This window comes from Pseudarthrobacter sp. S9, assembly GCF_050156545.1.
Classification (GTDB): domain Bacteria; phylum Actinomycetota; class Actinomycetes; order Actinomycetales; family Micrococcaceae; genus Arthrobacter.
This window is the reverse complement of record NZ_CP189576.1, coordinates 4,257,901-4,284,852: the sequence shown is the minus strand read 5'-3', so window position 1 is coordinate 4,284,852 and position 26,952 is coordinate 4,257,901. Positions and strand designations below refer to the sequence as shown.

Below are 26,952 nucleotides of genomic sequence, written 5' to 3'. Positions count from 1 at the left end.
CCTGCCGGAAGGGTCAGCTCCGCGGAGCCTTGGTGTGGAGCGCCTTCCGGGCCAGCAGGATCTTCTCGTCCACGGGTGCCTGGCCGCTGGCACGCTGCGTACGGAAATAGTCGCGGGCCTCGTCCTGACGGACCTTTTCCGCTCCGCTGGCGATCGCGGCGCGGAGGTGCTCCGGGCCGTAGCCGAAGGCGTCCACGAGATCGAGCGCGTGCGGGCGGATCTTGACCAGCAGCCGGTTGATGTACTCGCCCACGGTGCGCCCGCGCTGCATCGACAGCCGGCCGTTCATGAGATACCAGGACAGGTTCTTCTCGATCAGGGACAGCCCGAAGAGGTCACGCAGCCAGGTCAGGACCTTGCGGGTGCCCGGGTCGGAAACCTTCCCGAGGGCCTCGGTGAAGGCCTCCCACTGCAGCAGCTCGGCATGCGCCTGTGCGGCCTCAATGAGCTCGTTCTGGTGCTTGTTGAACAGGGCGGCGCCCTGCTGCTGCGGCAGCTTGTTGGCGCCCTTGAGCGCCGCACCAGCCTCCGCCACCATGGTCTGGACACGGTCGGTCAGCAGCGCCCGCTGGCTCGCTTCATCGCGGATGGCGATGGCGGCCTTCTGCACCAAGCCGGAATCGGCCACGAACTGGGCCACCTGGCGCAGCCCGGTGCGGTGGATGGCCGCACCGGTGGCCTGGGCTACCACGTAGCGGGCTAGCACCCCGACGTTGACGTTGCGGAATTCCTTGGCGTAGTCGGCCAGCAGCCGCTTGGCGACCAGCTGCAACAGCACCGTGTTGTCGCCTTCAAAGGTGACATAGACGTCCAGGTCGGCGCGCAGCGACGCGAAACGGTTCTCGATCAGGAAGCCGGCGCCGCCGCAGGCCTCCCGGCACTCCTGCAGCGTGTCCAGGGCATGCCAGGTGCTCAACGGCTTCAGGGCCGCGGCGAGGGTCTCAAGGTCCTGCCGGTCCTCGTCGGTCTCGTGCCTACCGGAGAAGACGTCGTCGAACTTCTGCAGCAGCTGCTCGTGCGCGAAGCTCGCGGCGTAGGTGGTGGCCAGCCGCGTGAAGAGCCGACGCTGGTGCCGCTGGTAGTCCAGCAGGACTTCCTCGTCAGTCTGGGAGGAGGCGTTGAACTGCCGGCGCTCGGTGGCGTACTGGATGGCGGTCTTCAAGGCCAGCTTGGAGGCGGCCACAGCGGCGCCGTCGAGGGACACGCGGCCCTGGACCAGGGTGCCCAGCATCGTGAAGAAGCGGCGGCCCGGGCTGGCGATGGGGGAGCTGTAGCCGCCGTCGGCGTCCACGTTGCCGTAACGGTTGAGCAGGTTGGTCCGCGGGATGCGGACGTGGTTGAAGTGGAGGCGTCCGTTGTCGATGCCGTTCAGGCCGCCCTTGACGCCGTCGTCCTCGCCGCCGATGCCCGGCAGGAATTCCTTGGTGGCGGGATCTCGCAGGTCCATGTAGAAGGCGTGGACGCCGTGATTGACACCGTTGGTCACCAACTGGGCGAAGACGACGGCGCCCAGCCCGTCGATCGCGGCGTTGCCGATGTAGTCCTTCCAGGCGGCCCGGAAGGGTGTGTGCACTACGAATTCCCCGGTGCCGGGATCGTAGGTGGCGGTCGTCGCGATGCTGGCCACGTCCGAGCCGTGCCCGGTCTCCGTCATGGCAAAGCAGCCCGGGATGGCCAGGTTCATGATGCCGGGCAGCCATTTCCTGTGGTGTTCCTCGGTGCCCAGGTGCATCACGGCCGAACCGAACAGTCCCCATTGGACGCCCGCCTTAATCTGCAGTGAGGGGTCGGCCGTGACCAGCTCCTCGAAGCCTGCCACGTTGCCGCCGTGGTCATCGGAGCCGCCGACGGACGACGGGAAGGCGCGGTGTACCGTGTCGTTCTCCACGAGGTACTGCAGCTGCGCGAAGGTGCGCTTGCGGTGTTCCGTGTGGGTGAGCCCCTCGGTCTTGTGCAGCTCCGGCCGGGCAGAGACCCCGCGGGCGTGCCGCCGGATGTCGGCCCATTTGCCGAGGAGCTGCTCGCCCAGGGCGGCGACGTCGACGGCGGGCGGCGCCGTGGCAGCGGCCGTTGGGGCTCCATGGGCCGACGCCGACAGGGCCGGGGTCCCGGTGTGGCCGGCTGCGTGGCCCGCAGTGCGGTCCGCTAGTTCAGTCATGTCGATTCCTTCGTTGGTTCTGACAATTGAGTTCTGAAGCGTGAGTTCTGAAGCGTGAGTTCTGAAGCGTGTGTTCTGAAGCGTGAGGTCACAGGGCCCAGGGGCCGGCGTCGGCCGGGGCCGGCGGGTCCTGGGCCGGGAGCTCGGGGGCGATCCCGAAGCAGAGCCAGTCGGTGATCTGCCGTGCCATCGCCTCCTGGTCCGGTTTGGCGGCCGAGGCCGGGCTGGCGAGCCACTGTTCGCCGGCGTTGCGGACCAGCCCGATCGCGGCGTGGGGCCAGTAGCCGATCACGGCTTCCTTGTCCGGCCCACCGCCCAGGTGGCTGCGCATGGGGCGGGCGATCATGTCGCCGATGGCCGCGAAGAAGTGCCCCAGGGCTCCTGCCGTGGCGATGGACGCGCTGGTACCGTCCGGCTCGCCGGGGGCGTAGCGGGTGACGAAGGTGTAGACGTTGGGGCTGGTCTCGGCCATCTGGAGGTACGCGGAAACCATGGCGAACAGGCCCTCGCGGGGCGTCTGGGCGGACTGGGCTGCCTCCTGGATGCGCCGCTGCATCTGGTTGAGGACCACCTCGCCCACCGCCTGCTGGAGTCCGGTCTTGTCGCCGAAGTAGCGGTAGAACACCGATTTGGAGGTTCCTGCGGCGGCGGCAATCTCCTCCATGGAGGCGTCGCTGCCGAGGGCGTGGACCGCCTTGCGGGCGGACTTAATGAGTTCCCGGCGCCGTTCCTCGCGGTGGGACTCCCAGCGGGAGGCGCGGCCGTCGACGGCCGCGGGTCCGCCGGATTCCAGGCCGCCGGACGCGCCGGGGCCGGACAGGTCAGCGTGGAGGATTTCAGCGTGGGGGATGTTCACGATACCCAGCGTATCAGGTACGCTGGGTATCGGTAACCCGCTTTGATCGAAGGAGACAGCCCATGTCCGTCAACGGACAGTCCGCACCCGGACCTCAGGAATCGACCCCGTCCGCAGGATCGGCTGCGGCATCAGCGGCGCTGCCGCCGCTCCGCAACGCCGTGGTTGTGGGCGGCAACCGCATCCCGTTTGCCCGGACCGGGGGCGCGTACACCAAGTCCTCGAACCAGGACATGCTCACTGCGGCGCTGGACGGGCTGATCGCGCGCTTCGGCCTGCAGGACGAGCGCATCGGTGAAGTCGCCGCCGGCGCCGTGCTCAAGCACTCCCGTGACTTCAATCTCACCCGCGAAGCCGTGCTCGGCTCGGCGCTCTCCGCCGAGACCCCGGCCTACGACCTGCAGCAGGCCTGTGCCACCGGCCTGGAAACGGTCCTCGGACTGGCCAACAAGATCAAGCTCGGTCAGATCGACTCGGCCATCGCCGGCGGCGTCGACTCGGCCTCTGACGCACCCATCGCTGTCAGCGAGGGCCTGCGCGAGGTGCTGCTGGATCTCAACCGCGCCAAGACGCTGCCCCGGAAACTGCAGGTCCTCGGCCGCCTCCGTCCCAAGGACCTCGCCCCCGACGCCCCGAACACCGGGGAACCGCGCACCGGGCTGTCCATGGGCGAACACCAGGCGCTGACCACGGCACAGTGGAAGATCACCCGCGAGGCGCAGGACGAACTGGCCTTCAAGAGCCACCGGAACCTTGCCGCGGCCTACGACGCCGGTTTCTTCGACGACCTGCTCACCCCATACCGGGGACTCGGCAAGGACTCCAACCTGCGGGCCGACACAAGCCTGGAGAAGCTGGCCACGCTCAAGCCGGTCTTCGGCAAGAACCTGGGCGCCGAAGCGACCATGACCGCCGGCAACTCGACGCCGCTGACGGACGGCGCGTCCACCGTGCTGCTCGCCTCGGAGGAATGGGCCGATGCCCATGACCTGCCCAAGCTCGCCACCGTGGTAGACGGCGAGGCGGCGGCCGTTGACTTCGTCCATGGCAAGGACGGCCTGCTCATGGCGCCGGCCTTCGCCGTGCCGCGGCTCCTGGCCCGCAACGGTCTCACCCTCGAGGACATCGACCTTTTCGAGATTCACGAAGCCTTTGCCGGCACCGTGCTGAGTACCCTGGCCGCGTGGGAGGACGAGGAATTCGGCCGCACCCGGCTGGGCCTGGACGGCGCCTTCGGCAGCATCGACCGGTCCAAGCTCAACGTCAACGGATCCTCGCTGGCCGCCGGACACCCGTTCGCCGCCACCGGCGGACGGATCGTGGCGTCCCTGGCCAAGATGCTGCACGCCCGGGGCCAGGCTGACGGCCGCCCCGCACGCGGGCTGATCTCGATCTGCGCCGCGGGCGGCCAGGGCGTCGTCGCTATTCTTGAAGCTCACTAGGGGGACCGGATGACAGACAAATACACCCAGCTCGTAAGCCGCGGGCTCGGCAAGGACATCGCCAGGAAGCTCGGGCTGCCGCAACCGGTGGTCCTCCGGCGCCACCAGCCGGGCCGGCCGCTCGTGGAAGGACCGGTGCTGGTCCAGGGATCCACCAGCGGCGCCGACGACCTGGCCTCGAGCCTCCTGGCCTGGAACCTGGACGTCCGCCGCAACGCGGTCCCCAAGGAAAAGCTCGGCGCCATCATCGTGGTGCTCGACGAGCTGGCGGCGCCCAGGGACCTGGAAAAGCCGGTCCTGACGGCCGCAGCCTCGCTGCGGGACCTGGCGCCCAATGCCCGCGTCATCACCGTGTCCCGGACCGCCGCCGATGCATCCGGGCCCGCGGCTGCCGCGGCCCGGCAGGGCGTGGACGGGCTGCTGCGGTCGCTGGCCAAGGAACTCCGCGCCGGTGCCACCGCAAACGGCATCCTGCTCGCGGGCGGTGCCGGCACCACCAGCCCCAGCACCCTGGGCGCGCTGCGGTTCTTCCTGTCCGGCCGGTCAGCGTTTGTCGACGGGCAGTTCCTGACCGTCAGCTCAGGCGCCGGGCAGCTGCCGGACGACGCCGAGAAGCCGCTGGCCGGCAGGGTCGCCGTCGTGACCGGTGCCGCCCGCGGAATCGGCGCCGCGATTGCCCGCACGCTGTACCGCGACGGGGCGACGCTGATCGTCGTCGACGTCCCGGCCGCCGGTGACCAGCTCGCCAAGGTGGCCAACGAGGTTCACGGTACGGCGCTGCAGCTGGACATCAGCCGTGACGACGCCGGGCCGCGGATCATTGACCACGCCGCGGAACGCCACGGCCGCCTCGACATCGTGATCCACAATGCCGGCATCACCCGTGACAAGCTCCTGGCCAACATGGATCACGGCCGCTGGAACTCCGTGATCGCCGTGAACATCGCCGCGCAGCTGCGGATCAATGAGGCACTGCTGGCATCGGAGCACTTCCGGAGGTCGCCGCGGATCGTGTCCGTGGCCTCGACCAGCGGTATCGCCGGCAACCGCGGCCAGACCAACTATGCAGCCTCCAAGGGCGGCGTCATTGGCATGGTGCGGGCCACGGCACCGCTGATCGCCGCGCACGGCGGCTCCGTCAACGCCGTGGCCCCTGGCTTCATCGAAACGGAGATGACCGCGCGGATCCCCTTCGCCACCCGCGAAGTGGCCCGCAGGCTCAACTCGCTGCAGCAGGGCGGCCAGCCGGGCGACGTCGCCGAGGCGATCGCCTTTCTGGCCAGCGACGCTGCCGGCGGGATCTCCGGCGAGGTGCTGCGCGTCTGCGGGCAGAACCTGGTCGGCGCATGACCGGTTCTCAGCCCGTCATCCTGGGCGAGATGCCGTCCCTGTCGAAGCTGTACGTCAATGCGGCCGCCACGGCCGCCAGGCGGCGGGTGCTCGGCACCCACGGGGGCACCGAACTGCCGGACGCCAGCCACGAGGTCCGGGGCGTCAAGGCGGACGTCGCCAACCTCACTGCTTACCAGCACTTGATCGGCGAGACCGCGAGCGACGTGCTCCCGGCCGGGTTCATCCACGCCCTGGCGTTTCCGCTGTCCATGAGCGTGATGAACCGGGATGACTTTCCGCTGTCCCTGCTGGGGACGATCCACCTGACGAACACGGTGGTGCAGTCCGCGCCGGTCCGGTTCACCGAGGCCCTGGACATCCGGGCCGGGGTGGAAATCCTGCGCGGGCACCGGGCCGGCACCCAGTTCGACGTCGTGGCCGAGGTCCGAGCCGCGGGAGAGGAAGCCATCCGTTGGCGCGGCGTTTCGACCTACCTGGCCAAGGGTGTCTTCCTGCCCGGGATCGACAAGCCGTCGGCGCCCTCGACGCCGGCGACCTTCTCGGCGCCGGATCCCACCGCGCTCTGGCAGCTGGGCGTCGATACCGGGCGCGCCTATGCCGCTGTGTCCGGCGACTTCAACCCGATCCACCTGAGCGTACTGACGGCCAAGGCACTGGGCATGCGCCGGTCCATCGCCCATGGCATGTACCTGGCATCCCGGGCGCTGGCGGACGTGGGCGCCGCCAAGGGGGACGCCTTCAGCTGGGACGTGGCCTTCGAGGCGCCGGTGTTCCTGCCCGCCCGCGTGGCCCTGGAGATCAGCACGGCGCAGGACGGCGCCGGCACATGGCAGCGCTCCGACTACGTCGGGTGGAACCCGCGTTCGGGGCGCAAGCACTTCAGCGGGTCGGTCGCGGCGCTCTGACAGCTGACTCTGCAGTCTACGACGGCGGCGGCCGCCTCCAATGGGTGACCGCCGCCGTCCTCGGTCACCCGGCGGCTAAGCCCCGGCGGACTTCACCACGCGCAGCATGCGGTGCAGGCTCAGCAGAATCGATTCGACGGCGCTGGGCGCGTCCGTTGCCGCCTCCTCGGCGGCCATGCGGGCCGTGAGCACGTTCACGGCGGCGTCGGCCGTTTCGATCAGTTCCGCCTGCCGTTCAGCACTGTTCTCTTCGACGGAACGCAGCACGTCGCCCACCGCCGACATGGCGTCGGCCAGCAGAACCGTGTACTGCTCCGGCACCACGAACGGCGTGTCCTTGGCCCAGATGACGTCCGAGAGGACCTGGGTCACGTCCTGGATGTGGAAGGTCAGCCGCTCCAGGTCCCGGAGGTTCCGGTAGTCCTGGTCCACGTCGCGCGGATGGCGGCGCCGCCGCGGGTTGGCCTGCCGGCTGGCGTCGGCTTTCTGCACGGCAAGCCGGACAGTGCGGGCCGAGACCGCGAGCTTCTCGGAACGGCCCGACCAGGCTTCGTGCTCCGGCGGCCAGCTCTCCTTGAGCGCCTTCCCCATGTCCCGCAGCTGCTCGGCGAGCGCGAGCCGCAGTTCGGCGATGCTGAGCGCCGCAGCGCGGAAGTGCAGCGGCGGGAAGACCAGCAGGTTCACCAGGATGCCGACGCTCACCCCGACACCCATCTGGACCAGGTAGCCGAAGGAAAACCTGTCCGGATTGTGGCCGCCCACCAGCAGGACCAGCAGCGCCGCCGTCGGAATCCAGTCCCTGCCCGAGCCGAGCCGCGGGAGTCCGGCGAGGACCACTCCGAGGCCCATCATGATGGCAACCGAAAGCGGCGACGGGTTCCCGAGGCTGAAGAGCGTGAAAGCCAGGCCGATGCCCAGCCCCAGACCCACGAGGGTCTGCAGGCCCTGGCGCATGGACCCCGCCACGTTCTCATACATGGCGACCAGAGCGCCGAGCGGCGCGTAGTACGGGTAATCGGCGGCGGAGCCCGGCATGAACGGGGCGATGAAGAAGGCGATCCCGGCCGCGAGTCCGGCCTTGGCGGCCAGCTGCAGGCGCGGCCACAGGAGCACCGACGAGACGCCGCCGGCCACAATCCGCCATAGTTTCCGGGCCGGGGACGGCTGCTTGGCGCTTGTTTCTTCCGTGATGCTCATCCCGGCCCACCCTAGGCTGACGCTGTTGCCGCTACAAGTGGAGGAACTCGCGGCCCGCGGAGCGCGCCGCCTTCCGCACAGCCAAGGAGAGAAGCTGCGCCCGGCCGTTGGTGCGGCCCTCTTCACTGCGCCGGGGCACGTACCCGAACCCAAGTCCATAGGATGGATCCGCGAACCCGAGCGCCGCGCTGGCGCCCTCGTGGCCGAACGCCCGGTGGCTGCCGAAGTTGCGGCCCGGCTGCGGTTTCATGAAGACCACGGCGAAGACGTTCTCCAGCCCGGAGGCCCGGTCCAGGCCCCAGACCTGTTCTTTGGCCATGACATCCACGGTGGCGGGCGCCAGGAACGGCGGAGCGCCGTCGACGCCCGTGGTGGCGGCAGCGTAAAGCCTGGCGAGGCCGTCGGCGGACCCCGCACCGCCGGCGCTGCTCATCCCGCCCGCGCGGATGATGCGGTGGTTGGGGAGCTCCATGATGGTGCTGACGGCGGAGTTGCTGTTCAGCCCGTCCAGGCTGAGCGGATCCAGCCACGGTCGGCGGGGTCCTCCGCGTAGAGGACGTCCCGGTAGCGCGGTTCCTGGTCCTCGGGCAGTCCAAGGAAGAAGTCGACACCGAAGGGCCGGCGGATGCGCGCGTCGAAGAGCTCCTGCAGGCTGGTGCCGGCCGTGCGGCGGCAGAGTTCCTCCATCAGGATCCCGATGGTCAGCGCGTGGTAGCCGAAGGCTGTGCCCGGACGCCAGAGCGGCGCAGCGGCGGCAAGCCGGGCGGCCGCTTCCGGGGCGGTGAACTCATCCAGGGCAAAGCCGCCCGCGACGCCGGGCAGGCCGGCCTGATGTGAGAGGGCCTGCCTGACCGTGAGCCTCCCCTTGCCGTGGGCGGCGAACTCCGGCCAATAGGAGGATACGGTCCGGTCAAGGTCCAGCAGTCCGTCCTGGACCAGCAAAGCAATGACGAAGGCGGCCGCGCCCTTGGAACAGGAGTACGTGCCGGTGATGTCGCCGGGACCCAGCCCGGGACCGCCGCTGAGCTTCAGTACCCTCACGCCGTCGCGGTAGACCGCCAGCTGTGCACTGTAGCCCGGGTCCCCGGCCAGGAAGGAGTCGAACAGTTCGCGGACGGCGGCGAATTCCGGCGCGGCAAACCCCGCTGAATGTGCTGCGGGCGGAAGGGACTTTTCACGGGGCGCTTCAGAAAACGGAAAAAATACCACGCTAAGCCTTGGAAGGTGATCGTAGGGGCCTGAGTTTGCCCGTGCCGATCCTGTGCGGCCTGCAGGACAATGAGGTGAGACACCGGATTTCAGCCCGCCTCGGCGGTGGCCAGCGGCGGTTTTCCGTTTAGCTCGCGGCGGGCAGTGCGTCCGGGATGCGGGGCTTGGTGTTGCCGGCGAAGGTGAACCTGGCGTCGTCGCCTTCGCCGTCCACATCCACCACAACGATGTCGCCGGCGTGCAGCTCGCCGAAGAGGATCTTCTCGGAGAGCTGGTCCTCGATCTCGCGCTGGATGGTGCGGCGCAGCGGCCGGGCACCCATCGCGGGATCGTAGCCGCGGGTTGCCAGCAGCACCTTGGCCGCCGGCGTGAGCTCGATGCCCATGTCCTTGTCCGCAAGGCGCTGCTCCAGCCGGCCCACGAACATGTCCACGATCTCGATGATCTCGTCCTGGGTCAGCTGGGGGAAGACGATGACGTCGTCAACCCGGTTCAGGAACTCGGGGCGGAAGTGGGCCTTGAGCTCCTCCGTGACGCGGGCGCGCATCCGGTTGTAGCCGGTCCGCGTATCCGTGCCGGACTGGAAGCCGGTGGCAACGCTCTTGGAGATGTCGCGGGTGCCGAGATTGGTGGTCATGATGATCACCGTGTTCTTGAAGTCCACCACCCGGCCATGGCTGTCGGTCAGGCGGCCGTCCTCCAGGATCTGCAGCAGCGAGTTGAAGAGGTCCGCGTGGGCCTTCTCGACTTCGTCGAAGAGAATCACGGAGAACGGACGACGGCGGACCTTCTCGGTCAGCTGTCCGCCCTCGTCGTAGCCCACGTACCCGGGAGGGGCACCGAACAGACGCGACACGGTGTGCTGCTCCGAGTACTCGGACATGTCCAGGGTGATCAGGGCGTCCTCCTCGCCGAACAGGAACTCCGCCAAGGCCTTGGCCAGCTCGGTCTTGCCGACGCCCGTGGGGCCGGCGAAGATGAACGAACCGCCCGGACGCTTCGGGTCCTTCAGGCCTGCACGGGTGCGGCGGATGGCCCGCGAGACCGACTTTATCGCCTCCTCCTGGCCCACAACACGCTGGTGCAGCTCATCTTCCATCCTCAGCAGACGGCTGGATTCTTCCTCGGTGAGCTTGAAGACCGGGATACCGGTGGAGTTCGCCAGCACCTCGGCGATCAGATCCTCATCAACTTCGGAGATGTCGTCCATGCCGCCCGCCTTCCATCGGCGCTCCCTCTCTTTGCGCACGGTGATCAGCTTCTGCTCCTCGTCGCGCAACGCCGCGGCCCCCTCGTAGTCCTCCGCATCCAACGCGGACTCCTTCGCCGTCTTCATCGCGGCGATGCGCTCGTCCATGACCTTGAGCTCCGGCGGGGCCGTCATCCGGCGGATGCGCAGCCGTGCACCGGCCTCATCGATCAGGTCGATCGCCTTGTCCGGCAGGAAACGGTCCGAGATGTAACGATCCGAGAGTTGCGCCGCCGAGGCGAGGGCGCCGTCCGTGATGGTGACCCGGTGGTGCGCCTCATACCGGTCACGCAGGCCCTTGAGGATCTCGATGGTGTCAGCCACGGAGGGTTCCTTGACCTGGATCGGCTGGAAGCGGCGCTCCAGGGCGGCATCCTTCTCGATGTGCTTGCGGTACTCATCCAGCGTGGTCGCACCGATGGTCTGGAGCTCGCCCCGGGCCAGCAACGGCTTCAGGATCGAGGCCGCATCGATGGCACCCTCGGCCGCGCCGGCACCTACCAGGGTGTGGATCTCATCAATAAACAAAAGAATGTCGCCGCGGGTGCGGATCTCCTTCAGGACCTTCTTCAGCCGCTCTTCGAAGTCCCCACGGTACCGGGAACCCGCGATCACGGACCCGAGGTCCAGGGTGTACAGCTGCTTGTCCTTCAGCGTCTCGGGCACGTCGCCGCGGACAATCGCCTGGGCCAGGCCCTCGACGACGGCGGTCTTGCCGACGCCCGGCTCGCCGATCAGCACCGGGTTGTTCTTGGTACGGCGGGAAAGGACCTGCATGACGCGTTCCATTTCATGCTCGCGCCCGATCACGGGGTCAAGCTTGTTCTCGCGTGCAGCCTGGGTCAGGTTGCGGCCGAACTGGTCCAGGACGACGGAACCGGCGGGGGTGCCCTCGGCCTGGCCTGGGCCGACGCCTGCGCCCGTGGTTTCCTTGCCCTGGTAGCCGGACAGCAGTTGGATGACCTGTTGGCGGACGCGGTTCAGGTCAGCGCCGAGCTTGACCAGCACCTGGGCGGCAACGCCTTCACCCTCGCGGATGAGGCCGAGCAGGATGTGCTCGGTGCCGATGTAGTTGTGTCCCAGCTGCAGGGCCTCGCGCAGCGAGAGCTCCAGTACCTTCTTGGCGCGCGGCGTGAAGGGGATGTGGCCGGACGGGGCCTGCTGGCCCTGGCCGATGATCTCCTGCACCTGCTCGCGGACACCGTCGAGCGAAATACCCAAGGACTCAAGGGCTTTGGCGGCAACACCTTCACCCTCATGGATCAGACCCAAGAGGATGTGTTCGGTACCAATGTAATTGTGGTTCAGCATGCGTGCCTCTTCTTGGGCAAGCACAACTACGCGACGGGCACGGTCCGTAAATCGCTCAAACATTTTCGCCACACTCCTGGCTGCCGCCTACCTTGATGCTACGTCGCCTCAGGCCCACTTGGGGTATTCGCGCCAGATCCAGGCCCTTTGCGCAGAGCTCCTGACGGTGACCACGGCCAAACAGGGCCCGAAACCTCAGCCGGCTATCCGGGCAAAACCAAATGATTCCACGAAACAGCCCAGGCGGGCATCTTGACGGTGATGATTCTCGGGCGCTCCATGGCTGTCGCCAAGGGACCCGATGGCAGCTCCCGCGCCGGGGTGGACGGACGACTGCTGCATCATCGCCCGCAAAATGGGCAATTTCGAACTCGAAATAGCCCTCATGGAACGCTGGGCGTCGAACGTGCCGCCCGAGTTCAGGGAGCAGGCCTTGGAGCGATCCGGATTCGCCAAACGGCTGGCCAAGGCCCGGATGCTGCTGGAAAAGGTCACCGTCCAGGGTGGGGTCGTCCGGGAAGTCCGTCCTCCCACCTGAGGATCCGAATTCCGTCTCCGCCGGTACCGCGGGGATGCGCGTCGTAGCCGTTCTGAATGAGTTCGTGAAGAAACCTCCCGCGATACTCCTTTCAAAGAATTTCCGGGCCTGAACGGAGATCCTCCATTCGGTGGCATGTCATCGCTGGTCATTGCATTTAGTTGGAAAAGGTGAGTAAAACGTGAGTGACCGTGGCCTGCTGTCAATCTGTCCTGCCTATTTGGGCGGGGGACAGGTTCTTGACGGTCGTCGGCTGCTGCGACGATGTCGCGTCGGAAAGCACGTGCGCATAAGGCGGATCGCCGGCCTAACGGCGTCGGCGAGCCAGCCAGATGACGAGCGCCAGCACAGCGACGACGCCGAGCGCGACGGGACCGAAACGGCGCACCAGTATCGGCCACATGGTCGAGCCAAGGTCCAATTCGGCCGCCGGCACGGACTGGGGTTTGAACGGAGACTCTCCCGCCGAAGGCCGGGTTACCGGTGACGCGGCTGCGGCCCGCGGGCCCGCGGAGGCGGGCCCGGCCGTTTCCACGGTGTCCTGTGCTGTCGCCGAAGGTCCCGTGGTCGTCCCGGCTGCCGGTTCCGCGGTCTGCCCGGCCTCCCCGCCGGCCGCTTTCCCGACCACGCACTGGATAAATTGGGCCAGCAATTTGTCCGAGATGTCCTGGATGACACCCCTGCCGAATTGGGCCGGTTTGCCGGTGACGTTCATGTCGGTGGTCACGTCCACGGCGGTGCCGTCGCCGTCCCGCGTCAGCACCGCTGTCACCGTGGCACCTGCCGTGCCATTGCCGCGCTTGTCCTTCCCGGTCGCGGCAATGACCACGGTGTGCGAATCCTCGTTGCGTTCAAGGAATTCACCGGTGCCGGCATACACCATGGCGATTGGTCCGAGCTTGACCTTGACCGTTCCGGTGAACCGGTCCCCGCTCACGGATGTGAGAGCCGCTCCCGGGAAACAGGGCGCGATATCTTCCAATTGGTTGAAGGAATGCCAGGTGTCCTCCAGCGAACCGGGAACCACGAAGTGATGTTTGAGTTCCACGTCTTCCTCTCGCCGTGTTCCGCTAGAGCCCCGCGGCCGTGGCGACCGCCCGCCTGGTCAGAACCTCCGCCAGATGGCGCCGGTAGGCTGCGTCGCCATTGAGATCGCTGGCCGGATCGGTCCCCTCGGCGGCGTGCGAGCTGGCGGCCGCGATCGCGTCCCGGGTCAGCGGAACCCCCGCCAGCGCCTGCTCGACCGCCGTGGCCCGCACAGGTGTGCTGGCCATATTGGTCAACCCGATCCTGGCCTCGGCGATGGTGCCGCCCTCCACCCGGACCATCGCGGCGACCGCGACGATGGACCACTGCTGGGCCACCCGGGTGAACTTCTCGTAGTGCGCGCCCCAGCCGGTGTACTTCGGCACCCGCACGTGGGTCAGAATCTCGTCCTCGGCGATTGCGGTGGTGAAGTAGCCCTGGAAGAAGTCCGCGGCGGCCACCCGGCGTTCCCCGCCCGGGCCGGCCAGGATGAACGTCGCCTCTGCGGCCAACACCGGCGCGGGCAGGTCGCCCGCCGGGTCGGCGTGCACCAGGGCGCCGCCGAACGTGCCGCGGTGGCGGACCTGCGGATCCGCCACCGTTGCCGCGGCCTTTGCCAGCAAAGGCACATATGTAGTCACCAGCGGGTCGGTGGCGACCTGGTGGTGCGGTGTCATGGCGCCGATCAGCAGGGCATCCCCGTCCTCGCGCACCCCGGCCAGCCCTCCAATCCGGCCCAGATCGATCACCATCTGCGGGTCGGCCAGACGCAGCTTCATCACCGGGATCAGGCTTTGCCCGCCGGCCAGCAGCTTCCCCGCGTCGCCGGCCAAGGCCAGCAGGCTCAGCGCCTCCGCGACGGTATTGGGCGCGGCGTAGTCGAATGCGCTCGGAATCATCGGACACCTCCGGTCATCTTGGCTTCTTCAAGTGCGGCCCACACACGGGACGGCGAACAGGGCATCCTGATGTCCTTCACGCCCAGATGCCGCACCGCGTCCAGCACACCGTTGACAATGGCGGGCGTCGAGGCGATGGTACCCGCCTCCCCGACCCCCTTGGCCCCCAGCTGGTTGGTGGTCGAGGGCGTCTCGGTGCGCGCCGTGGTGTAGTGCGGCAGGTCGGGTGCGCCGGGAACCAGATAGTCCACAAACGAGCCCGTGACCAGGGTGCCGGCGTCGTCGTACACAGCCTCTTCATAGAGTGCCTGCGCGATTCCCTGTGCCAGACCGCCGTGCACCTGGCCCTCCACAATCAGCGGATTGACCACAACCCCGACGTCGTCCACGCAGACGTACTTGCGGATCGAGACCCGCCCGGTCTCGGTGTCCACCTCGATGGCCGCCAGATGGGTGCCGTGCGGGAAGGAGAAATTCTGCGGGTCGAAGGTCGCGTCGGAATCCAGGTTCGGCTCAAACCCGTCCGGCAGGTTGTGTGCCGAAAAAGTCGCCAGCGCGATGTCACCCAGCGCCGTCGACTGATCGGTGCCTTTCACGCTGAACCTGCCATCGGCGAACTCGATGTCGTCTTCGCTGGCCTCCATGAGGTGAGCGGCCACGACCTTGGCCTTCTCGATCACCTTGTCCGCCGCGGCCAGCACAGCCATGCCGCCGACTGTCAGCGACCTGGATCCGTAGGTATCCAGCCCCCGTTGGGAGATCTGCGTGTCGCCGTGCAGCACTTCGACGTTCTCGAACGGCACGCCGAGCTTATCCGCCACGAGCTGGCTCCACGCGGTTTCGTGGCCCTGGCCGTGGGAGGAGGACCCGGTGACCACCTCGATGTTGCCGGTGGGGAGCACGCGCACCTGGGCGTGCTCCCAGCCGCCGGCGCCGTAATTGAGCGCACCGAGCACCCGGGACGGGGCCAGTCCGCACATTTCGGTGAAGGTGGAGATGCCGATGCCAAGCTGGACTGTGTCCTTCGTTTCGCGGCGCCGGGCCTGCTCAGCCCGGAGCGCATCGTAGCCGAAGAGCTCCAGCGCCTTCGCAGTGGCCGCCTCGTAGTTGCCGCTGTCGTATTCGAGCCCGGCAACGGTGGTGAACGGGAATTCCTCGTGTTTGATCCAGTTCTTTTCCCGGACCTGAAGCGGGTCCAGACCCAGTTCGGCGGCGAGTTCGTCCATCATCCGCTCGATCGCAAAGGTGGCTTCCGGACGTCCGGCACCGCGATATGCGTCGGTCCACGCCTTGTTGGTGAACAGATTCGTGCATTCGAACCGGTAGGCCGGGAACTTGTAGATCGAGTTGTACATGAAGGCGCCCAGGATCGGGATACCGGAGGTGACCAGGCCCAGATAGGCTCCCATGTCCGCCAGCAGGTTAACGTCCAGTCCTGTGACGATCCCCTCCTTGGTGGCCGAGAGCTTCAGCCGCTGTACCTGGGCCCGGCCGTGGTGGGCCGCCATCAGGGATTCGCTGCGGGTCTCGGTGTATTTGCACGGCTTGCCGGTGTGCCGGGCCGCCAGTACGGTAATGGCCTCTTCGGGGGTCACCTGCAATTTTCCGCCGAAGCCGCCGCCGACGTCGGGGGCAATCACGCGCACCTTGCTTTCCGGGATGGCCAGGGTCAGCGCCAGCATCAATCGCAGAATGTGCGGTATCTGGGTGGCGGACCACACAATGATCTGCTCACCGGTGGGGTCCACTACGGTCGAGCGGGGCTCCATGAACGACGGGATGAGCCGCTGCTGGTAGAACGTACGCTCAATGAGGACCTCGGCGCCCTCCAGTGCCTCACGGATCGGTTTGCCGGTGCCGGCCTCGCCCGAGTCAAAGACCCAGGTGGCCGATTTGTTGGTGCCCAGGCCCGGGTGGGCCAGCACCTGGTCCTTCGCCGCTTCCTCCAGATCCAGGACGACGGGCAGCTCCTCGTAGTTGACGTCGACCAGCTCGACGGCGTCGCGTGCGGCGGCGGCGCTGCGGGCGATGATGCAGGCAACCACCTCGCCGGCGAAAGCAACCTCATCCACGGCGATCGCCGGGTGCGCGGGGGCCTTTTGGTCGGGCGTAATCGGCCAGGCGTTGGGCAGGCTGCCCTGCTCGGCGGCCACGTCGGCTCCGGTGAGCACCGCAACGACGCCGGGGGAAGACTTCGCGGCGGCGACGTCGACCGAGGTGATCTTCGCGTGGGCGAATGGACTGCGCACCATCGCCAGATGCAGCATGCCGGGCAGCGTGATGTTGTCGGTGTACCTGGAGCGACCGGTGATCAGATGGGCATCTTCCTTGCGGAGGCGGGCCCTGCCGACTTCGGCGGTGGTCATGCCACACCCGCCGTTTCCGTTTCGTCGCTGTCCGAGTACACGGTGCCCTCCGCGACGGCCCGGACCGCGGCAACAATGTTCTGGTACCCGGTGCACCGGCACAGGTTCCCCTCCAGACCGTCCCGGATTTCCTGTTCGGACGGGTGAGGGTTTTCTTCCAGCAGGGACGCCGACTGCATGATCATGCCCGGCGTGCAGAAGCCGCATTGCAGCGCATGGCATTGGTGGAAGGCCTGCTGCAGCGGGGCGAGTTTCCCGTCCCGGGCCAGGCCTTCGATGGTGGTGACCCGGTGGCCATCGGCCTGGACCGCGAACATGGTGCAGGACTTCACGCTGACGCCGTCCAGATGGACGGTGCAGGCGCCGCAGTTGGTGGTGTCGCAGCCAATCAATGTGCCGGTCTTCCCTAGCCGTTCGCGCAGGTATTGAACCAGCAGCAGCCGCGGCTCGACGTCGTCGGTATAGCTCACATTGTCGACTTCGACGGTGATCATTTTGGAACTCGCCATTGAGATCTCCTCTCGCCGTGGAGGACGAGCACGGCTGCCCGGCTTCCAGTCTTGATGTGTCACACGTTACATCAAGCCGAACCGTTGCGGGTCAGGGATTCCTACGTTCGTACCTGCGTCCTCATGGCCGGCGTCGGCCATGGGCTCGTGGTGGATCCGCGCGTCCATGCTGCTCAATCGTCCGCCTTCCCCGCCCCAGTGCAGCGCAATGATTTCGGCGGCGATCGAAACGGCCGTCTCCTCGGGCGTCCGGGACCCCAGGTCCAGACCGATGGGGCTGGAAAGCTTGGACAATTCGGCCTCGGTCAGGCCGGCCTCGCGCAGCCGCTCCAGCCGGTCGTGGTGGGTGCGCCGGGACCCCATCGCCCCCACATAGGCCACGTTGTGGCGCAGCGCCAACGCCAGCAGCGGCACGTCGAATTTCGGATCATGGGTGAGCACGCAGATCACCGTGCGGTCATCCACCTGGCCGGCGCCGATCTGCGCCTGCAGGTAGCGGTGCGGCCATTCCACCACCACCTCGTCCGCCTGAGGGAAACGCGCAGCCGTTGCGAAGACCGGACGCGCGTCACAGACCGTGACCCGGTAGCCGAGAAAGCTGCCCTGTTTGGCGACGGCGGCAGCAAAGTCGATCGCGCCGAACACCAGCATCCGCGGCTGCGGGGCGAAACTGACCGCGAACACGCGCATCCCCTCGCCTCGCCGCTGGCCGTCCGGCCCATAGCTAAGGGTGGCATTGCGGCCGGCGGCCAGCAGGCCCTGCACGTCGTCGCAGACCGCGTGGTCGGCGCGGTCGCTGCCCAGGGAGCCGCTGAATCCGTCCGGGCGGACCACCAGGTGGCGCCCGACCCAGGCCGGATCCGGGTGTTCGATCACGGTGACCATGGCCACCGGCCGGCCGGCGCCGACGTCGTCGGCCACCTGCGGCAACTGCGGGAAGGTCTCGGCCGAGACCGGTTCGACGAAGACGTCCAGGATCCCCCCGCAGGTCAGGCCGACCTCGAACGCATCGTCGTCGCTGATGCCGTACCGCTGCAGCACCGGCCGACCGTCGTGGGCGACCTGGGTGGCCAATTCGTAAAGCGCACCTTCGACACAGCCGCCGGACACCGACCCGACCGCGCGGCCGTCGGCGTCGACCATCATTGCTGCCCCCGCCGGCCGCGGCGCCGACCGGAAGGTGCGCACCACCGTACCCAGTCCCACGGTGTGGCCGGCCCGTATCGCGGCAACCAGATCATCCAAGACCTCACGCATTGGCAAGCACGTCCAACAATTCCTCGAAACTTTGCATTGAGTGCCCCCCTATAAAGAAGTCAACGTGCGGCAGCACCGCCGTGATCCCCCGCTGTATGGGCTCGTATCCCACTTTGCCCCGATGCGGGTTCGACCAAACAATGCGCCTCGCCACGTGATGCAGCCGCTCGGTCTGGCGGCCCAGTAGGGCGGGGTCGCCCCGCTCCCAACCGTCGCTGGCAATGACGACGACGGCGCCGCGTGCCACCACGCGCTGGCCCCAGCGGTCGTTGAATACCCGCAACACTTCCCCCAGCCGGGTTCCGCCCGACCAGTCGGGTACGGCGCGGCCCGCGAGGGCAAGCGCTTTTTCGGTGTCCGGCACCCGCATAGCGCCGGTCACCCGGGTCAGCCGCGTGCCCAGGGTGAAGACCTCCACCTGATGCGGGGCGGCCTCGACTACCCGGTGGGCGAGCCGCAGCAGGCTGTCCGCATAGGGTGCCATCGAGCCCGAAACATCGATCAGCCAGACAACCCGGCGTGGTTTGCGCGGCGCCCGGGCACGGCGCAGCGGACCCGGTTCCCCGCCGCGGCGCAGCTGGTCGCGCAGGGTCCGCACCCGATCGACGTCGCCGTGCCGGTCCGGGCGTTTGCGCCGGGTCTGCCGGGTCGGCAACCGCACCGGCAGCTCCTCGAACATCCGGTGCAGCAGCGCCCGCTCGGTGTCATCCAGCGTCGCCACGTCCCGGTGCCTCAGCCGCTCCCGGCGGCTGGCAAGCGCCCTCAGTTGGTTCCGGCCGTCCTGCCGGCCGCCGTCATCGTCCAAAGAGGCCTCGCTGACGGACGTTGCGGACGGCGAGTCGCGGGTGGCGGAGGAATGCTCCACCGAGAACCAGGCCTCAAAGGTCCGCTGATAGGTCGGCAAGTCGTCCGGCGAGGCGCACAGAGTTGCCCGGCCGGCCCAGAAAACGCTGGCGCGGCGGTCCAGGGCGAGCCTGCCTACGGCATCGACGAAGCTGCGCGCCCGGTCCGCGGTCACCATCACTCCGGCCGACCGCACCGCAGCGGCAAATGCCAGGAGGATCTCCTCGGCGCTGTGCTCCACGGCCGCCATCAGTCAGCCGAGCATCCGGGCCAGGGCTGCCGATACCCGCTCGGTGTCTTCACGGTACTTGCAAAGCGCGCCGATGCTCGCCGCGGCCGAGGCCAGGTCGAGCTCGGCCCGGCCGAGCTGGTGCAGAGCCCGGGCCCAATCCAGAGTTTCGGCCACGCCGGGAGGCTTGAGTACGTCGTCGGAAGCCCGGATCTGCTGGACCACGCGTACCACCTGTTCGGCCAGCAGCGGGGCGACTTCCGGCAGCCGCGTGCGCACGATCTCCACTTCGCGGGCCAGCCCCGGGTGGTCAATCCAGTGATAAAGGCATCGCCGTTTGAGTGCATCGTGGACGTCACGGGTCCGGTTGGAGGTGAGCACGACAATCGGCGCGGTGTCTGCCTTGACCGTGCCGAACTCGGGGATTGAGACCTGGTAGGTGGAGAGCACTTCCAAGAGGAATGCCTCGAACTCGTCGTCGGCACGGTCGATTTCGTCGATCAGCAGCACGGCAGGGCTCTGCTGCAGCGCCTTCAGGATCGGCCGCGCAAGCAGGAATCGTTTGTCGTAGAGCGAGTGCTCCAGCTCGGCCACGCTCAACCCCGCGCCACCGCCGGCCTCCACGCTGCGCAGATGCAGAATTTGAGCGGTGAAGTCCCAGTCGTACAGCGCCTGCGTGGCATCGATTCCCTCGTAGCACTGCAGCCGGATCAGTGGCAGCCCAAGGGCTTGCGCGAGGGCCTCGGCCAGGGAGGTCTTGCCCGTACCGGGTTCCCCCTCGAGCAGCAGCGGGCGTTCCATGCTCAGGGCGAGGTAGCCGATCGTGGCCAGGCCTTCATCGGCGAGGTAGCCGGTGGAGGCCAGCATTTCGGCCAGTGCTGCGGCGGAGCTGATCGACGTCTGCGTCATGGCACCAGCATAGGGCCACTGATCGACGGGGACCGGGGATTCGAGGCCAGTCGCCAGTGGGGAAACACATCATGCAGCTGCCGCGTTGTCACGGAGACGAGGCCGATCACGACGAAGTTCATCACGGCGGTGGCTATGGTAAATTCTAGACGCCCCAACCTTTCCGCAAGCTGACCCAAAGCTGCCTGACGACCTAGGACCACTCGCCGGCGACACGGCCGACGATTTCGGCCCTCCTATCCGATGATCCGGGCGATCCTGGACACCAGCGTTTTCATCGCTCTGGAATCCGGGCGCCCGCTCGACCGAAATAACCTGGCGGAGGAGGGTTATATCTGCATCATCACTATCGCCGAGCTCAACGCACGGGTGAATGCGGCAACCGACACAGACTCCCGTGCCCGCCGGTTGGAAACCGTGGAAGCCCTGACCGCCACGACTGTGCTACCCGTCAATGAGGCCGTCGACCGTCAATACACGGTGTTCCGGATCCTTGGAGTGAGACGACGACGCCCGCAGCGGTGTCAGGTGTCCGCGGGTCCGGTCCTGGCGTTCAGGCAACCCCGTTCAGGCTCCGCGTGCGGCCACTGCGCGGCGGGGAATCGGCGGATCACAAGGGTGAACCGGTGCCGTGGCACGCCGCGGCCTGGCGGTGGAATGGCTGTTTGGGGAAGGCCGGACGATTTGTCCGGTGCCGGGAGCTGCGGGCCGGGATTCCTGCTGCTGGGCAGACGGTTTCGGACAGAGGTCCGTGATCAGGCCCATTCCCGCATACTCGCGCACCGCACTGATGCCGCTCACGGCAGCCCGCTTGTCCGGGAAGGACCTGGAGAGGGCCATCACGGTTCCGTCGGGGGCTTTCATCGTGAACCTGTAGCCAAAATCCTCGTCAACGAAGAGTTCGAAAGTTCCGGTCATTGCGGTCCTCCTGGAGGCGGGCACACAAGCCCACGTTCAACAAGCTGTCTCCCGGGGCCGGAACGCCACGCTGCGTTCCTTCCCCGCCGGTCTGGCAACTCAATCAGTTGTTCAATGAACGCAAATGTGAAACGCGCCACAGCGCGTCCCCGACCAACGTACGCGGAAGAACCGTCTATTTCCAGCCAACAGAACCGCCGCCTGAAACCGTCTGGCCGGTTCCCGTGGAACGACGCGCCGACCGGCCCCGCAGTCGGACGTGGATGGCCCCCGCACCACATTTTCCCCGCTGTCCCGCTCCGGACAGTCAAAAGGTGCAGCCTGCCCCTTACGCCCTTCCGATGCCCAGGCGTCCGGGATAGGCTGGATACCTGCCCCCAGGGGCGCTGACACGCGGTGACTCGAACGGCGGACCGGCATTATCCCGTCGCATTGGTTGCGTGGCCGACGATGGCCACGGGACTTGGCCAGAGGGTAACGGCAACGGCCGGAACGCAGCACGCATACCCGCACGCGGACCGGCACCGGCACCGGCACCAACGAAGGTGGCAACACTGTGACCGTCACTCAACCGCGCGGCCGGGGACACCGCACTACCGAAACCGGTCCGACCCCGGACCTGGCTGCGCCGTACCGCGCCGACTGCGGTACGGACAGGCTTCTGATCTTTGACGTATTTGTCCCACCCCGGGTGTTGCCCGACGGCCGGCCGCTGCCGGCCACCGTCAGCTACACCTGCGGCAAATGCGGCCGGTTCAGCAGCCACACAGTCCCGCCGGCATGGACGCCTCCCGGCTGGCAATGGTACGTCTGAGGCTCAACCACGGACAGGACGGAACGGACCATGGGTTCAATGGAGCAGTGGTGGGATCAGCTCGATTCCGTCACCCGGCAGTGGCTGGTGGAGAACCCCGGGTGCGTTATTCTGCCCCGGACCGTGGTCCATGCCATCAGTACGGCCATTCACGGGGACCTCGGCGAGGATCAGCACGGGCAGCTCGAACTCTCCGACGAGGACCGGCAGTTTATTCGGTCCAGGGCCGGACAGGAACAAGCCGACGGGCCCGGGATCGGCAGGTAGCAGCCACGATCGGTACCGGACCGAAAGCGTATAATGTGCTTACGGCCTTGATCCGCTTCACGCGCCACATCGTCGAGGACATTCATGGATCGGCACGCGCTACTTTCCACGAGAAACGTGGCTGGCGCCGCTCCGGCGGGACCGGGTGAGCGTCAGTCCGCGAGCCGGGGACAATTGCTTCGTCGCCGCGTGTGCGGCGTTCCCTCCGTTGACTGGCCACGCAGCGCTCCCGCAGGAGTTACCGGACCCTGTTCCCCCCCCGGCAGCCGCGGGCCAGGGACTGCTGAACAACCACCCGGTCGAGTCCGGCCGGGGGCTGGCACTGCGGTCCTGACGACCGGCGGATGCCTGCGGATTCCGGATAGCTCCACTCGGCCGACGCCGGCACCCGGCCACGCAGTGAGTGCCTCCACAGGTGCCGGGCTGATAGTGCATGCAGTCGAAGAAAGAGGCGTTGCGATGATTGATATTGCGGGTCCGCCCGCTGATGCCATGGTCCGGGCGATCCACACCGGCGACCCGCTGACGGTGAGGCGGCTGTTGCGTGAGAACCCCGCCCTGGCCGGCGCCAGATTTGGCACCGGAGACCCGCACGGGGTGGCACGCACGCTCCTGCATGTGGCCACCGACCTCCCGGGCCACTACCCCCACAGTGCCGAGACCGTCACGATACTCGCCGAAGCCGGGGCTGACGTCAGCGCCCCGTGCACCGGGCCGTACGCCGAGACCCCGCTGCACTGGGCCGCGAGCAGCAACGATGTCGAGGCGCTCGAGGCCCTGCTGGACGCCGGCGCCGACATTGAAGCCCCGGGAGCGGTGTTCGGAGACGGCACACCACTGGCGGATGCCATCGGCTTCGGGCAGTGGCAGGCGGCCCGGCACCTGATCGACCGCGGTGCACGCACGACGCTGTGGCAGGCGGCGGCAACGGGACTACGATCCCGCATCCTCGCTGGCTTCCCCGACGCGGCGCAGCCGTCGCCGGAAGAGCTCAATGCCGCGTTCTGGTACGCCTGCCACGGCGGGCAGTTCAATGCCGCGATTTACCTTCATGGCCGGGGAGCCGACCTGAACCGGATACCGGCGCGGGAAGAGCTGACGCCTCTGGACGCGGCGCGGCGCAACGGTGCCGCAGACCTCGTCCGGTGGCTTCACACCCACGGTGCCAGGTCGGCCACGGAACCGCGGTTCCCCCGGTAACGGCGCATTGGTTCATCATTTCCCGGCGGATCGCATTCGATGCCCCGGCTGGTTCCGGCCCGGGTCACAGACACTGAACCGGCTGCCTCAGGAACAGGCCACAGCAGCGGTACATCACGGCTGCTGCCAGGTCCGAGGCTCAGCTGACCCTCACGATGTACTTCCCGAGCCCGTGTCCCTGTTCGCTTTTCGCGTGGGCGGCCGCGATGGTCTCCAGCGTGAACGTCTCCGCGACCGGCAGCCTGAACTTTCCCCGCGCGAACAGCTCCGCGGCTTCGGCACGTGCTTCCGGCGCGCGGCCCACGCCGCCGGAAGCGAACCCTACACCGTACCGGGCGGCATCACTGTCGGCGATGGTGATGACCCTAACGGCACTGCCCGTGAGCCGAATAAGGTCCGGCAGCACGCCGGAGCCGACCGTGTCCAAGGCGACATCGACACCCTGCGGGGCGAGCTCGCGCACACGGTCCACGAGACCCCCGCCGTAAGTCGTCGGGATCACCCCGAGTGACCGCAGGTACTCGTGGTTCTTGTCGCTGGCGGTACCGATCACGGTCACTCCGCCGCCGACCGCGAACTGCACCGCGGCCAGACCCACCCCGCCGGCGGCACCATTGACAACCAGCGTCTGTCCCGGACTCATGGGCAGCAGGTTCAGCGCCCGCCGCGCCGTTTCAGTGGCCATCGGGAAACCCGCAGCCTCTTCAAAGGACAGGCCGCCGGGCTTCCGCGCCCATTCCGCCAGCACGGCGTAATCAGCGGCGGCACCCGAAACCGCGGTGCCGAACACCGCGTCGCCGATGACGACGCCACCAACACCCTCACCGACCTCGTCCACGACGCCCGATGCGCCCATCCCCACCCCCGAGGGAAGCCTCAAGGGCATCATGGCCGCCAGGGCCCCGCTGCGGATCTTCCAGTCGATCGGGTTCACGCCGGCCGCCCGGACGGCTCTGCGGATCTGGCCGGGCCCGGCATGCGGCTCCTCAACCTCGACGACCTTGAGGACCTCCGGACCTCCGTACTCGGCGAACTGGACAGCTTTCACGACATCCTCCTCATGGTGAACCCGGCCAATGCGGGTGCCGCGGCATTTCACGCATCTGACCGGCCTGCCCCCCGGAACCGGTGCCACAGCTCGCGCTTGCTCTCCGCTAGAGCATCGATGACGTCCTGCTTGGACCCGGCAGCCTCGGCTACTCCAAGAACCCGGCCGATGTCACGCCACGGGGTTCCAGCGGCGACAGCCGCATGTATCGTCTCGCCAAGGGCCTTGTCAATGGCCGTGGAAGCGCGGCAGCATTCGCGCAGGTCCTCCACCGGGTCCTTTCCCCAATGGCCGCGCCGCCGCACGCGCGGCCGGGCCCCCTGCCTTGACCGGCGTACCCGCTGACGGTGCGTGGACATGGCTGCCGCCTCTCCCGGGGTGCCTTTCACTTCAGGCTAAGCCGCGCGGTGGAACTGCGGCAGTGGCCAAAGGCTTCCGGCCGGGGCCGGCACGCCCCCAGCACCCGCACGCGCGGACCCGCCACCTTCACCACGGAGAGGAACAGAACCCGCCGGCCAAGGACCGGCTCCGCTGCGCGCCGGCGGACCGGGCCGTCGAACGTCTCGACGTGATTCCATGCCGAGTCTCGTCAGGGCCGACGGTGAAAGCACCCTCTGAGAGTCGGCCAATTCGAACTGCGACTAATGGCCAACGAAAGCCGACGGACAGCCGGGCATGATCGACTTCATCGCCTCGGCAGCTATCTATGGAGACATGAATCGGGTCGGACTCTTGAGCCGGGCTTTAGGAACACCTTTCTGGGCGATTTCGGGCGTTTCCTCGCTTCATCTCCTGACGTTCCCCTTCCCAGTATCTGAGACACCGCAAACGTGCTGTGCAGTCCGCCGGGTCCGGTGTTGGGCTCCAGCGACCGTCTCAGGGGAAGAAGCGCCCTTCCAGCAGTGTTTTAACGGGCACAGGCTGCCATTGAAGCAGGGGAGATGAGGTGCCATGGTGAGGATAGCCATCGTGCTGGGAAGCACCCGCCCGGGCAGGGTCGGGAAAGCGGTCGCGGACTGGGTCTATGAGCAGGCGAAGAAGCGTTCTGATGCACAGTTCGGACTTGTCGATGTGGCTGACTTCGGTCTACCGCTGCTGGATGAACCGCTCCCGCCCTCCCGCGGGCGGTACCGGAACGAGCATACGAAGGCCTGGGCGCAGGTCATCGCCTCCTTCGACGGATACATCATCGTCACCGGCGAATACAACCACTCCGTGCCGGGGGCACTGAAGAACGCCATCGATTACCTCTACCGGGAGTGGAACAACAAAGCCGTCGGTTTCGTCAGCTACGGCAGCGCCGGCGGGACCCGGGCGGTGGAACATCTGCGGCAGATCGCCGCCGAAGTGCAGATGGCCGATGTCCGCGCCCAGGTCTCCCTGCCACTGGCCACGGAGTTCGAAAACTACACCACGTTCACCCCGTCGCCCCTGGCGGTGCAGGGCCTGGGACGGGTCTTCGACCAGGTCATCGCGTGGGCCGGGGCCCTCAAAACGCTGCGCCCCTGAAGGAGAAAGCGGCTAAAGCACGGCAGGAACCTCCCGGAGTATTCGCCGGCGGGATCCGTCCGGCAGGTAGCAACGGTTCCCTCGTCGGCGCCGCCTGCCGCGACGACGGCGATGTCACCACTGGACTCTGCTGTAACTGTGGTTTCGGCACCGCCCCCAGGCGAGGACTTCATCGAGCACTACAATCACCACAGGCCCCACACGGCACTCAAAGGCGCCTCGCCCACCGAACGCGTCACCAACGTACCGGGTTAGTACATCTGGGCGGGCAGCTTCTAAAGCGCCAGGCGGTGGTAGGCGGAGGCAAAATGTATGAGCGGGTCCGGTACCTCCGACCCCGGAGCGTCACCGCCCAACGCAACTACCTCTCCTACGACGAGCAGATGTGTAGCCGCCGGATGGATGGCAACCGTTCTCAGCTCGAAGTACGCGATCGATCCGTCGAGGATCACCGATCCGGTGGCCGGGCCGCGGCGGTACGGGACCCGGGCCAGCAGGCCCTCAACCGGGGTCCCTGGACTGGCCAGCCAGTCCGCCGCGCCTTGGTGCCTGCTGCGCAGCAGACTCAACGCCCATGTACCCGTCGCGGCGACCGCTTCGCCGATGCGTGAGCCCGCGTAGAGGCTGACCAGCATCGTAGGAGGGTCATAGGAGACGGAGAGAAAAGCAGTCACCGTTGCCGCGTAGTCGCGCTTGCGCAGGGATGTGGAAACCACAGCGACGCCGGCGGAGATGTCCGCGCTGAGCACGCGGTACAGATCGATGTCCGCCTGGGAAGGCTGTCCGCCGTCAAGGCGGTGCGCGTCCAACATCCCTGGACTCTCCATAAAGTACATCGTTTCACGCGCCGAACCATAGGAGGGCTGTTATTCCCTGCACTGGAGATCCCCGCATCAACCTTCTGCGTTGAGCGCCGCTTTTTCCCGTGGCTGCATCGTGG

24 protein-coding genes and 1 pseudogene are annotated in these 26,952 nt (G+C 67.5%); 9 read left to right on the top strand and 16 right to left on the bottom strand.

Annotated elements, in window-relative coordinates; translation table 11 throughout:
- Positions 1-13: 13 nt before the first annotated feature.
- Positions 14-2,158, bottom strand: coding sequence for an acyl-CoA dehydrogenase (locus ACQCSY_RS20655; RefSeq protein ID WP_427131743.1), 2,145 nt, complete (start codon positions 2,156-2,158; stop codon positions 14-16).
- A gap of 88 nt (positions 2,159-2,246) precedes the next feature.
- Positions 2,247-2,951 carry a TetR/AcrR family transcriptional regulator gene (locus ACQCSY_RS20650; protein ID WP_427135962.1) on the bottom strand — a complete coding sequence of 235 codons (705 nt, stop codon included), beginning with the start codon at positions 2,949-2,951 and terminating at the stop codon, positions 2,247-2,249.
- A gap of 125 nt (positions 2,952-3,076) precedes the next feature.
- Here ACQCSY_RS20650 and ACQCSY_RS20645 point away from each other — a divergent pair, with 125 nt between their 5' ends.
- The 3 genes from ACQCSY_RS20645 to ACQCSY_RS20635 are packed head-to-tail and all read left to right on the top strand — an operon-like array spanning position 3,077 to position 6,714.
- Positions 3,077-4,456: an acetyl-CoA C-acetyltransferase gene (locus ACQCSY_RS20645; RefSeq protein ID WP_427131741.1), complete on the top strand. Its 1,380-nt coding sequence runs from the start codon at positions 3,077-3,079 to the stop codon at positions 4,454-4,456.
- A gap of 9 nt (positions 4,457-4,465) precedes the next feature.
- On the top strand, positions 4,466-5,806 hold the full coding sequence (locus ACQCSY_RS20640) for a 3-oxoacyl-ACP reductase (protein WP_427131739.1): 1,341 nt from the start codon (positions 4,466-4,468) through the stop codon (positions 5,804-5,806).
- A complete protein-coding gene (locus ACQCSY_RS20635) occupies positions 5,803-6,714 on the top strand; it encodes a MaoC family dehydratase (RefSeq protein WP_427131737.1) in 912 nt (303 codons plus the stop codon). The genes ACQCSY_RS20640 and ACQCSY_RS20635 overlap by 4 nt, the downstream gene beginning before the upstream one ends.
- Before the next feature lie 75 nt (positions 6,715-6,789).
- On the opposite strand, the gene ACQCSY_RS20630 is transcribed toward ACQCSY_RS20635, so the two are convergent.
- The 4 genes from ACQCSY_RS20630 to ACQCSY_RS20615 all read right to left on the bottom strand — a co-directional run bounded on the left by ACQCSY_RS20630 (position 6,790) and on the right by ACQCSY_RS20615 (position 11,743).
- Positions 6,790-7,911: an FUSC family protein gene (locus tag ACQCSY_RS20630; RefSeq protein ID WP_427131735.1), complete on the bottom strand. Its 1,122-nt coding sequence runs from the start codon at positions 7,909-7,911 to the stop codon at positions 6,790-6,792.
- 31 nt (positions 7,912-7,942) lie between these two features.
- Positions 7,943-8,383 (bottom strand): hypothetical protein, encoded by a 441-nt coding sequence (locus tag ACQCSY_RS20625; RefSeq protein ID WP_427131734.1) that lies wholly within the window; start codon positions 8,381-8,383, stop codon positions 7,943-7,945.
- Positions 8,384-8,409: 26 nt separating this feature from the next.
- Positions 8,410-9,120: a serine hydrolase domain-containing protein gene (locus ACQCSY_RS20620; protein WP_427131732.1), complete on the bottom strand. Its 711-nt coding sequence runs from the start codon at positions 9,118-9,120 to the stop codon at positions 8,410-8,412.
- Between the two features lie 127 nt (positions 9,121-9,247).
- Positions 9,248-11,743, bottom strand: a complete 2,496-nt coding sequence (locus ACQCSY_RS20615) for an ATP-dependent Clp protease ATP-binding subunit (RefSeq protein WP_427131730.1) — start codon at positions 11,741-11,743, stop codon at positions 9,248-9,250.
- A 238-nt stretch (positions 11,744-11,981) separates the two neighbouring features.
- Here ACQCSY_RS20615 and ACQCSY_RS20610 point away from each other — a divergent pair, with 238 nt between their 5' ends.
- Positions 11,982-12,218, top strand: a complete 237-nt coding sequence (locus tag ACQCSY_RS20610; RefSeq protein WP_427131728.1) for a hypothetical protein — start codon at positions 11,982-11,984, stop codon at positions 12,216-12,218.
- Between the two features lie 307 nt (positions 12,219-12,525).
- Here the strand turns inward: ACQCSY_RS20610 and ACQCSY_RS20605 are convergent, their stop codons facing one another.
- The 7 genes from ACQCSY_RS20605 to ACQCSY_RS20575 form a co-directional block, all read right to left on the bottom strand.
- On the bottom strand, positions 12,526-13,266 hold the full coding sequence (locus ACQCSY_RS20605) for an SRPBCC family protein (RefSeq protein WP_427131726.1): 741 nt from the start codon (positions 13,264-13,266) through the stop codon (positions 12,526-12,528).
- A 22-nt stretch (positions 13,267-13,288) separates the two neighbouring features.
- Complete coding sequence (locus tag ACQCSY_RS20600; protein WP_427131724.1) at positions 13,289-14,143, bottom strand: FAD binding domain-containing protein; 855 nt, start codon at positions 14,141-14,143, stop codon at positions 13,289-13,291.
- Positions 14,140-16,509, bottom strand: a complete 2,370-nt coding sequence (locus ACQCSY_RS20595) for a xanthine dehydrogenase family protein molybdopterin-binding subunit (RefSeq protein WP_427131722.1) — start codon at positions 16,507-16,509, stop codon at positions 14,140-14,142. The genes ACQCSY_RS20600 and ACQCSY_RS20595 overlap by 4 nt, the downstream gene beginning before the upstream one ends.
- Positions 16,506-17,018, bottom strand: a complete 513-nt coding sequence (locus ACQCSY_RS20590) for a (2Fe-2S)-binding protein (protein ID WP_427131720.1) — start codon at positions 17,016-17,018, stop codon at positions 16,506-16,508. The genes ACQCSY_RS20595 and ACQCSY_RS20590 overlap by 4 nt, the downstream gene beginning before the upstream one ends.
- 66 nt (positions 17,019-17,084) lie before the next feature.
- A complete protein-coding gene (locus ACQCSY_RS20585) occupies positions 17,085-18,275 on the bottom strand; it encodes an XdhC family protein (protein ID WP_427131718.1) in 1,191 nt (396 codons plus the stop codon).
- The gene (locus ACQCSY_RS20580; RefSeq protein WP_427131716.1) at positions 18,268-19,368 is read right to left on the bottom strand and encodes a vWA domain-containing protein; all 1,101 of its coding nucleotides are present in this window, start codon (positions 19,366-19,368) and stop codon (positions 18,268-18,270) included. The genes ACQCSY_RS20585 and ACQCSY_RS20580 overlap by 8 nt, the downstream gene beginning before the upstream one ends.
- A 3-nt stretch (positions 19,369-19,371) precedes the next feature.
- A complete protein-coding gene (locus ACQCSY_RS20575) occupies positions 19,372-20,256 on the bottom strand; it encodes an AAA family ATPase (protein ID WP_427131714.1) in 885 nt (294 codons plus the stop codon).
- A gap of 243 nt (positions 20,257-20,499) precedes the next feature.
- On the opposite strand from ACQCSY_RS20575, the pseudogene ACQCSY_RS20570 reads away from it, so the two are divergent.
- Positions 20,500-20,721, top strand: a pseudogene (locus tag ACQCSY_RS20570) (PIN domain-containing protein); the annotation flags it as partial.
- 102 nt (positions 20,722-20,823) lie between these two features.
- Here ACQCSY_RS20570 and ACQCSY_RS20565 read toward each other — a convergent pair.
- Positions 20,824-21,174: a YegP family protein gene (locus ACQCSY_RS20565; protein ID WP_427131712.1), complete on the bottom strand. Its 351-nt coding sequence runs from the start codon at positions 21,172-21,174 to the stop codon at positions 20,824-20,826.
- A gap of 556 nt (positions 21,175-21,730) precedes the next feature.
- Here ACQCSY_RS20565 and ACQCSY_RS20560 point away from each other — a divergent pair.
- From ACQCSY_RS20560 to ACQCSY_RS20550, 3 genes are all read left to right on the top strand, one after another.
- Positions 21,731-21,988 carry a hypothetical protein gene (locus ACQCSY_RS20560; RefSeq protein WP_427131710.1) on the top strand — a complete coding sequence of 86 codons (258 nt, stop codon included), beginning with the start codon at positions 21,731-21,733 and terminating at the stop codon, positions 21,986-21,988.
- 30 nt (positions 21,989-22,018) lie between these two features.
- Complete coding sequence (locus ACQCSY_RS20555; RefSeq protein WP_427131708.1) at positions 22,019-22,255, top strand: hypothetical protein; 237 nt, start codon at positions 22,019-22,021, stop codon at positions 22,253-22,255.
- A gap of 459 nt (positions 22,256-22,714) precedes the next feature.
- Complete coding sequence (locus ACQCSY_RS20550) at positions 22,715-23,455, top strand: ankyrin repeat domain-containing protein (protein WP_427131706.1); 741 nt, start codon at positions 22,715-22,717, stop codon at positions 23,453-23,455.
- A 139-nt stretch (positions 23,456-23,594) separates the two neighbouring features.
- On the opposite strand, the gene ACQCSY_RS20545 is transcribed toward ACQCSY_RS20550, so the two are convergent.
- Positions 23,595-24,503: an NADP-dependent oxidoreductase gene (locus ACQCSY_RS20545; RefSeq protein WP_427131705.1), complete on the bottom strand. Its 909-nt coding sequence runs from the start codon at positions 24,501-24,503 to the stop codon at positions 23,595-23,597.
- A 951-nt stretch (positions 24,504-25,454) separates the two neighbouring features.
- Between ACQCSY_RS20545 and ACQCSY_RS20540 the strand changes: the two genes are divergently transcribed.
- Positions 25,455-26,012, top strand: coding sequence for an NADPH-dependent FMN reductase (locus ACQCSY_RS20540; protein WP_427131703.1), 558 nt, complete (start codon positions 25,455-25,457; stop codon positions 26,010-26,012).
- 275 nt (positions 26,013-26,287) lie between these two features.
- On the opposite strand, the gene ACQCSY_RS20535 is transcribed toward ACQCSY_RS20540, so the two are convergent.
- Positions 26,288-26,824, bottom strand: a complete 537-nt coding sequence (locus tag ACQCSY_RS20535) for a flavin reductase family protein (protein WP_427131701.1) — start codon at positions 26,822-26,824, stop codon at positions 26,288-26,290.
- Positions 26,825-26,952: the final 128 nt, after the last annotated feature.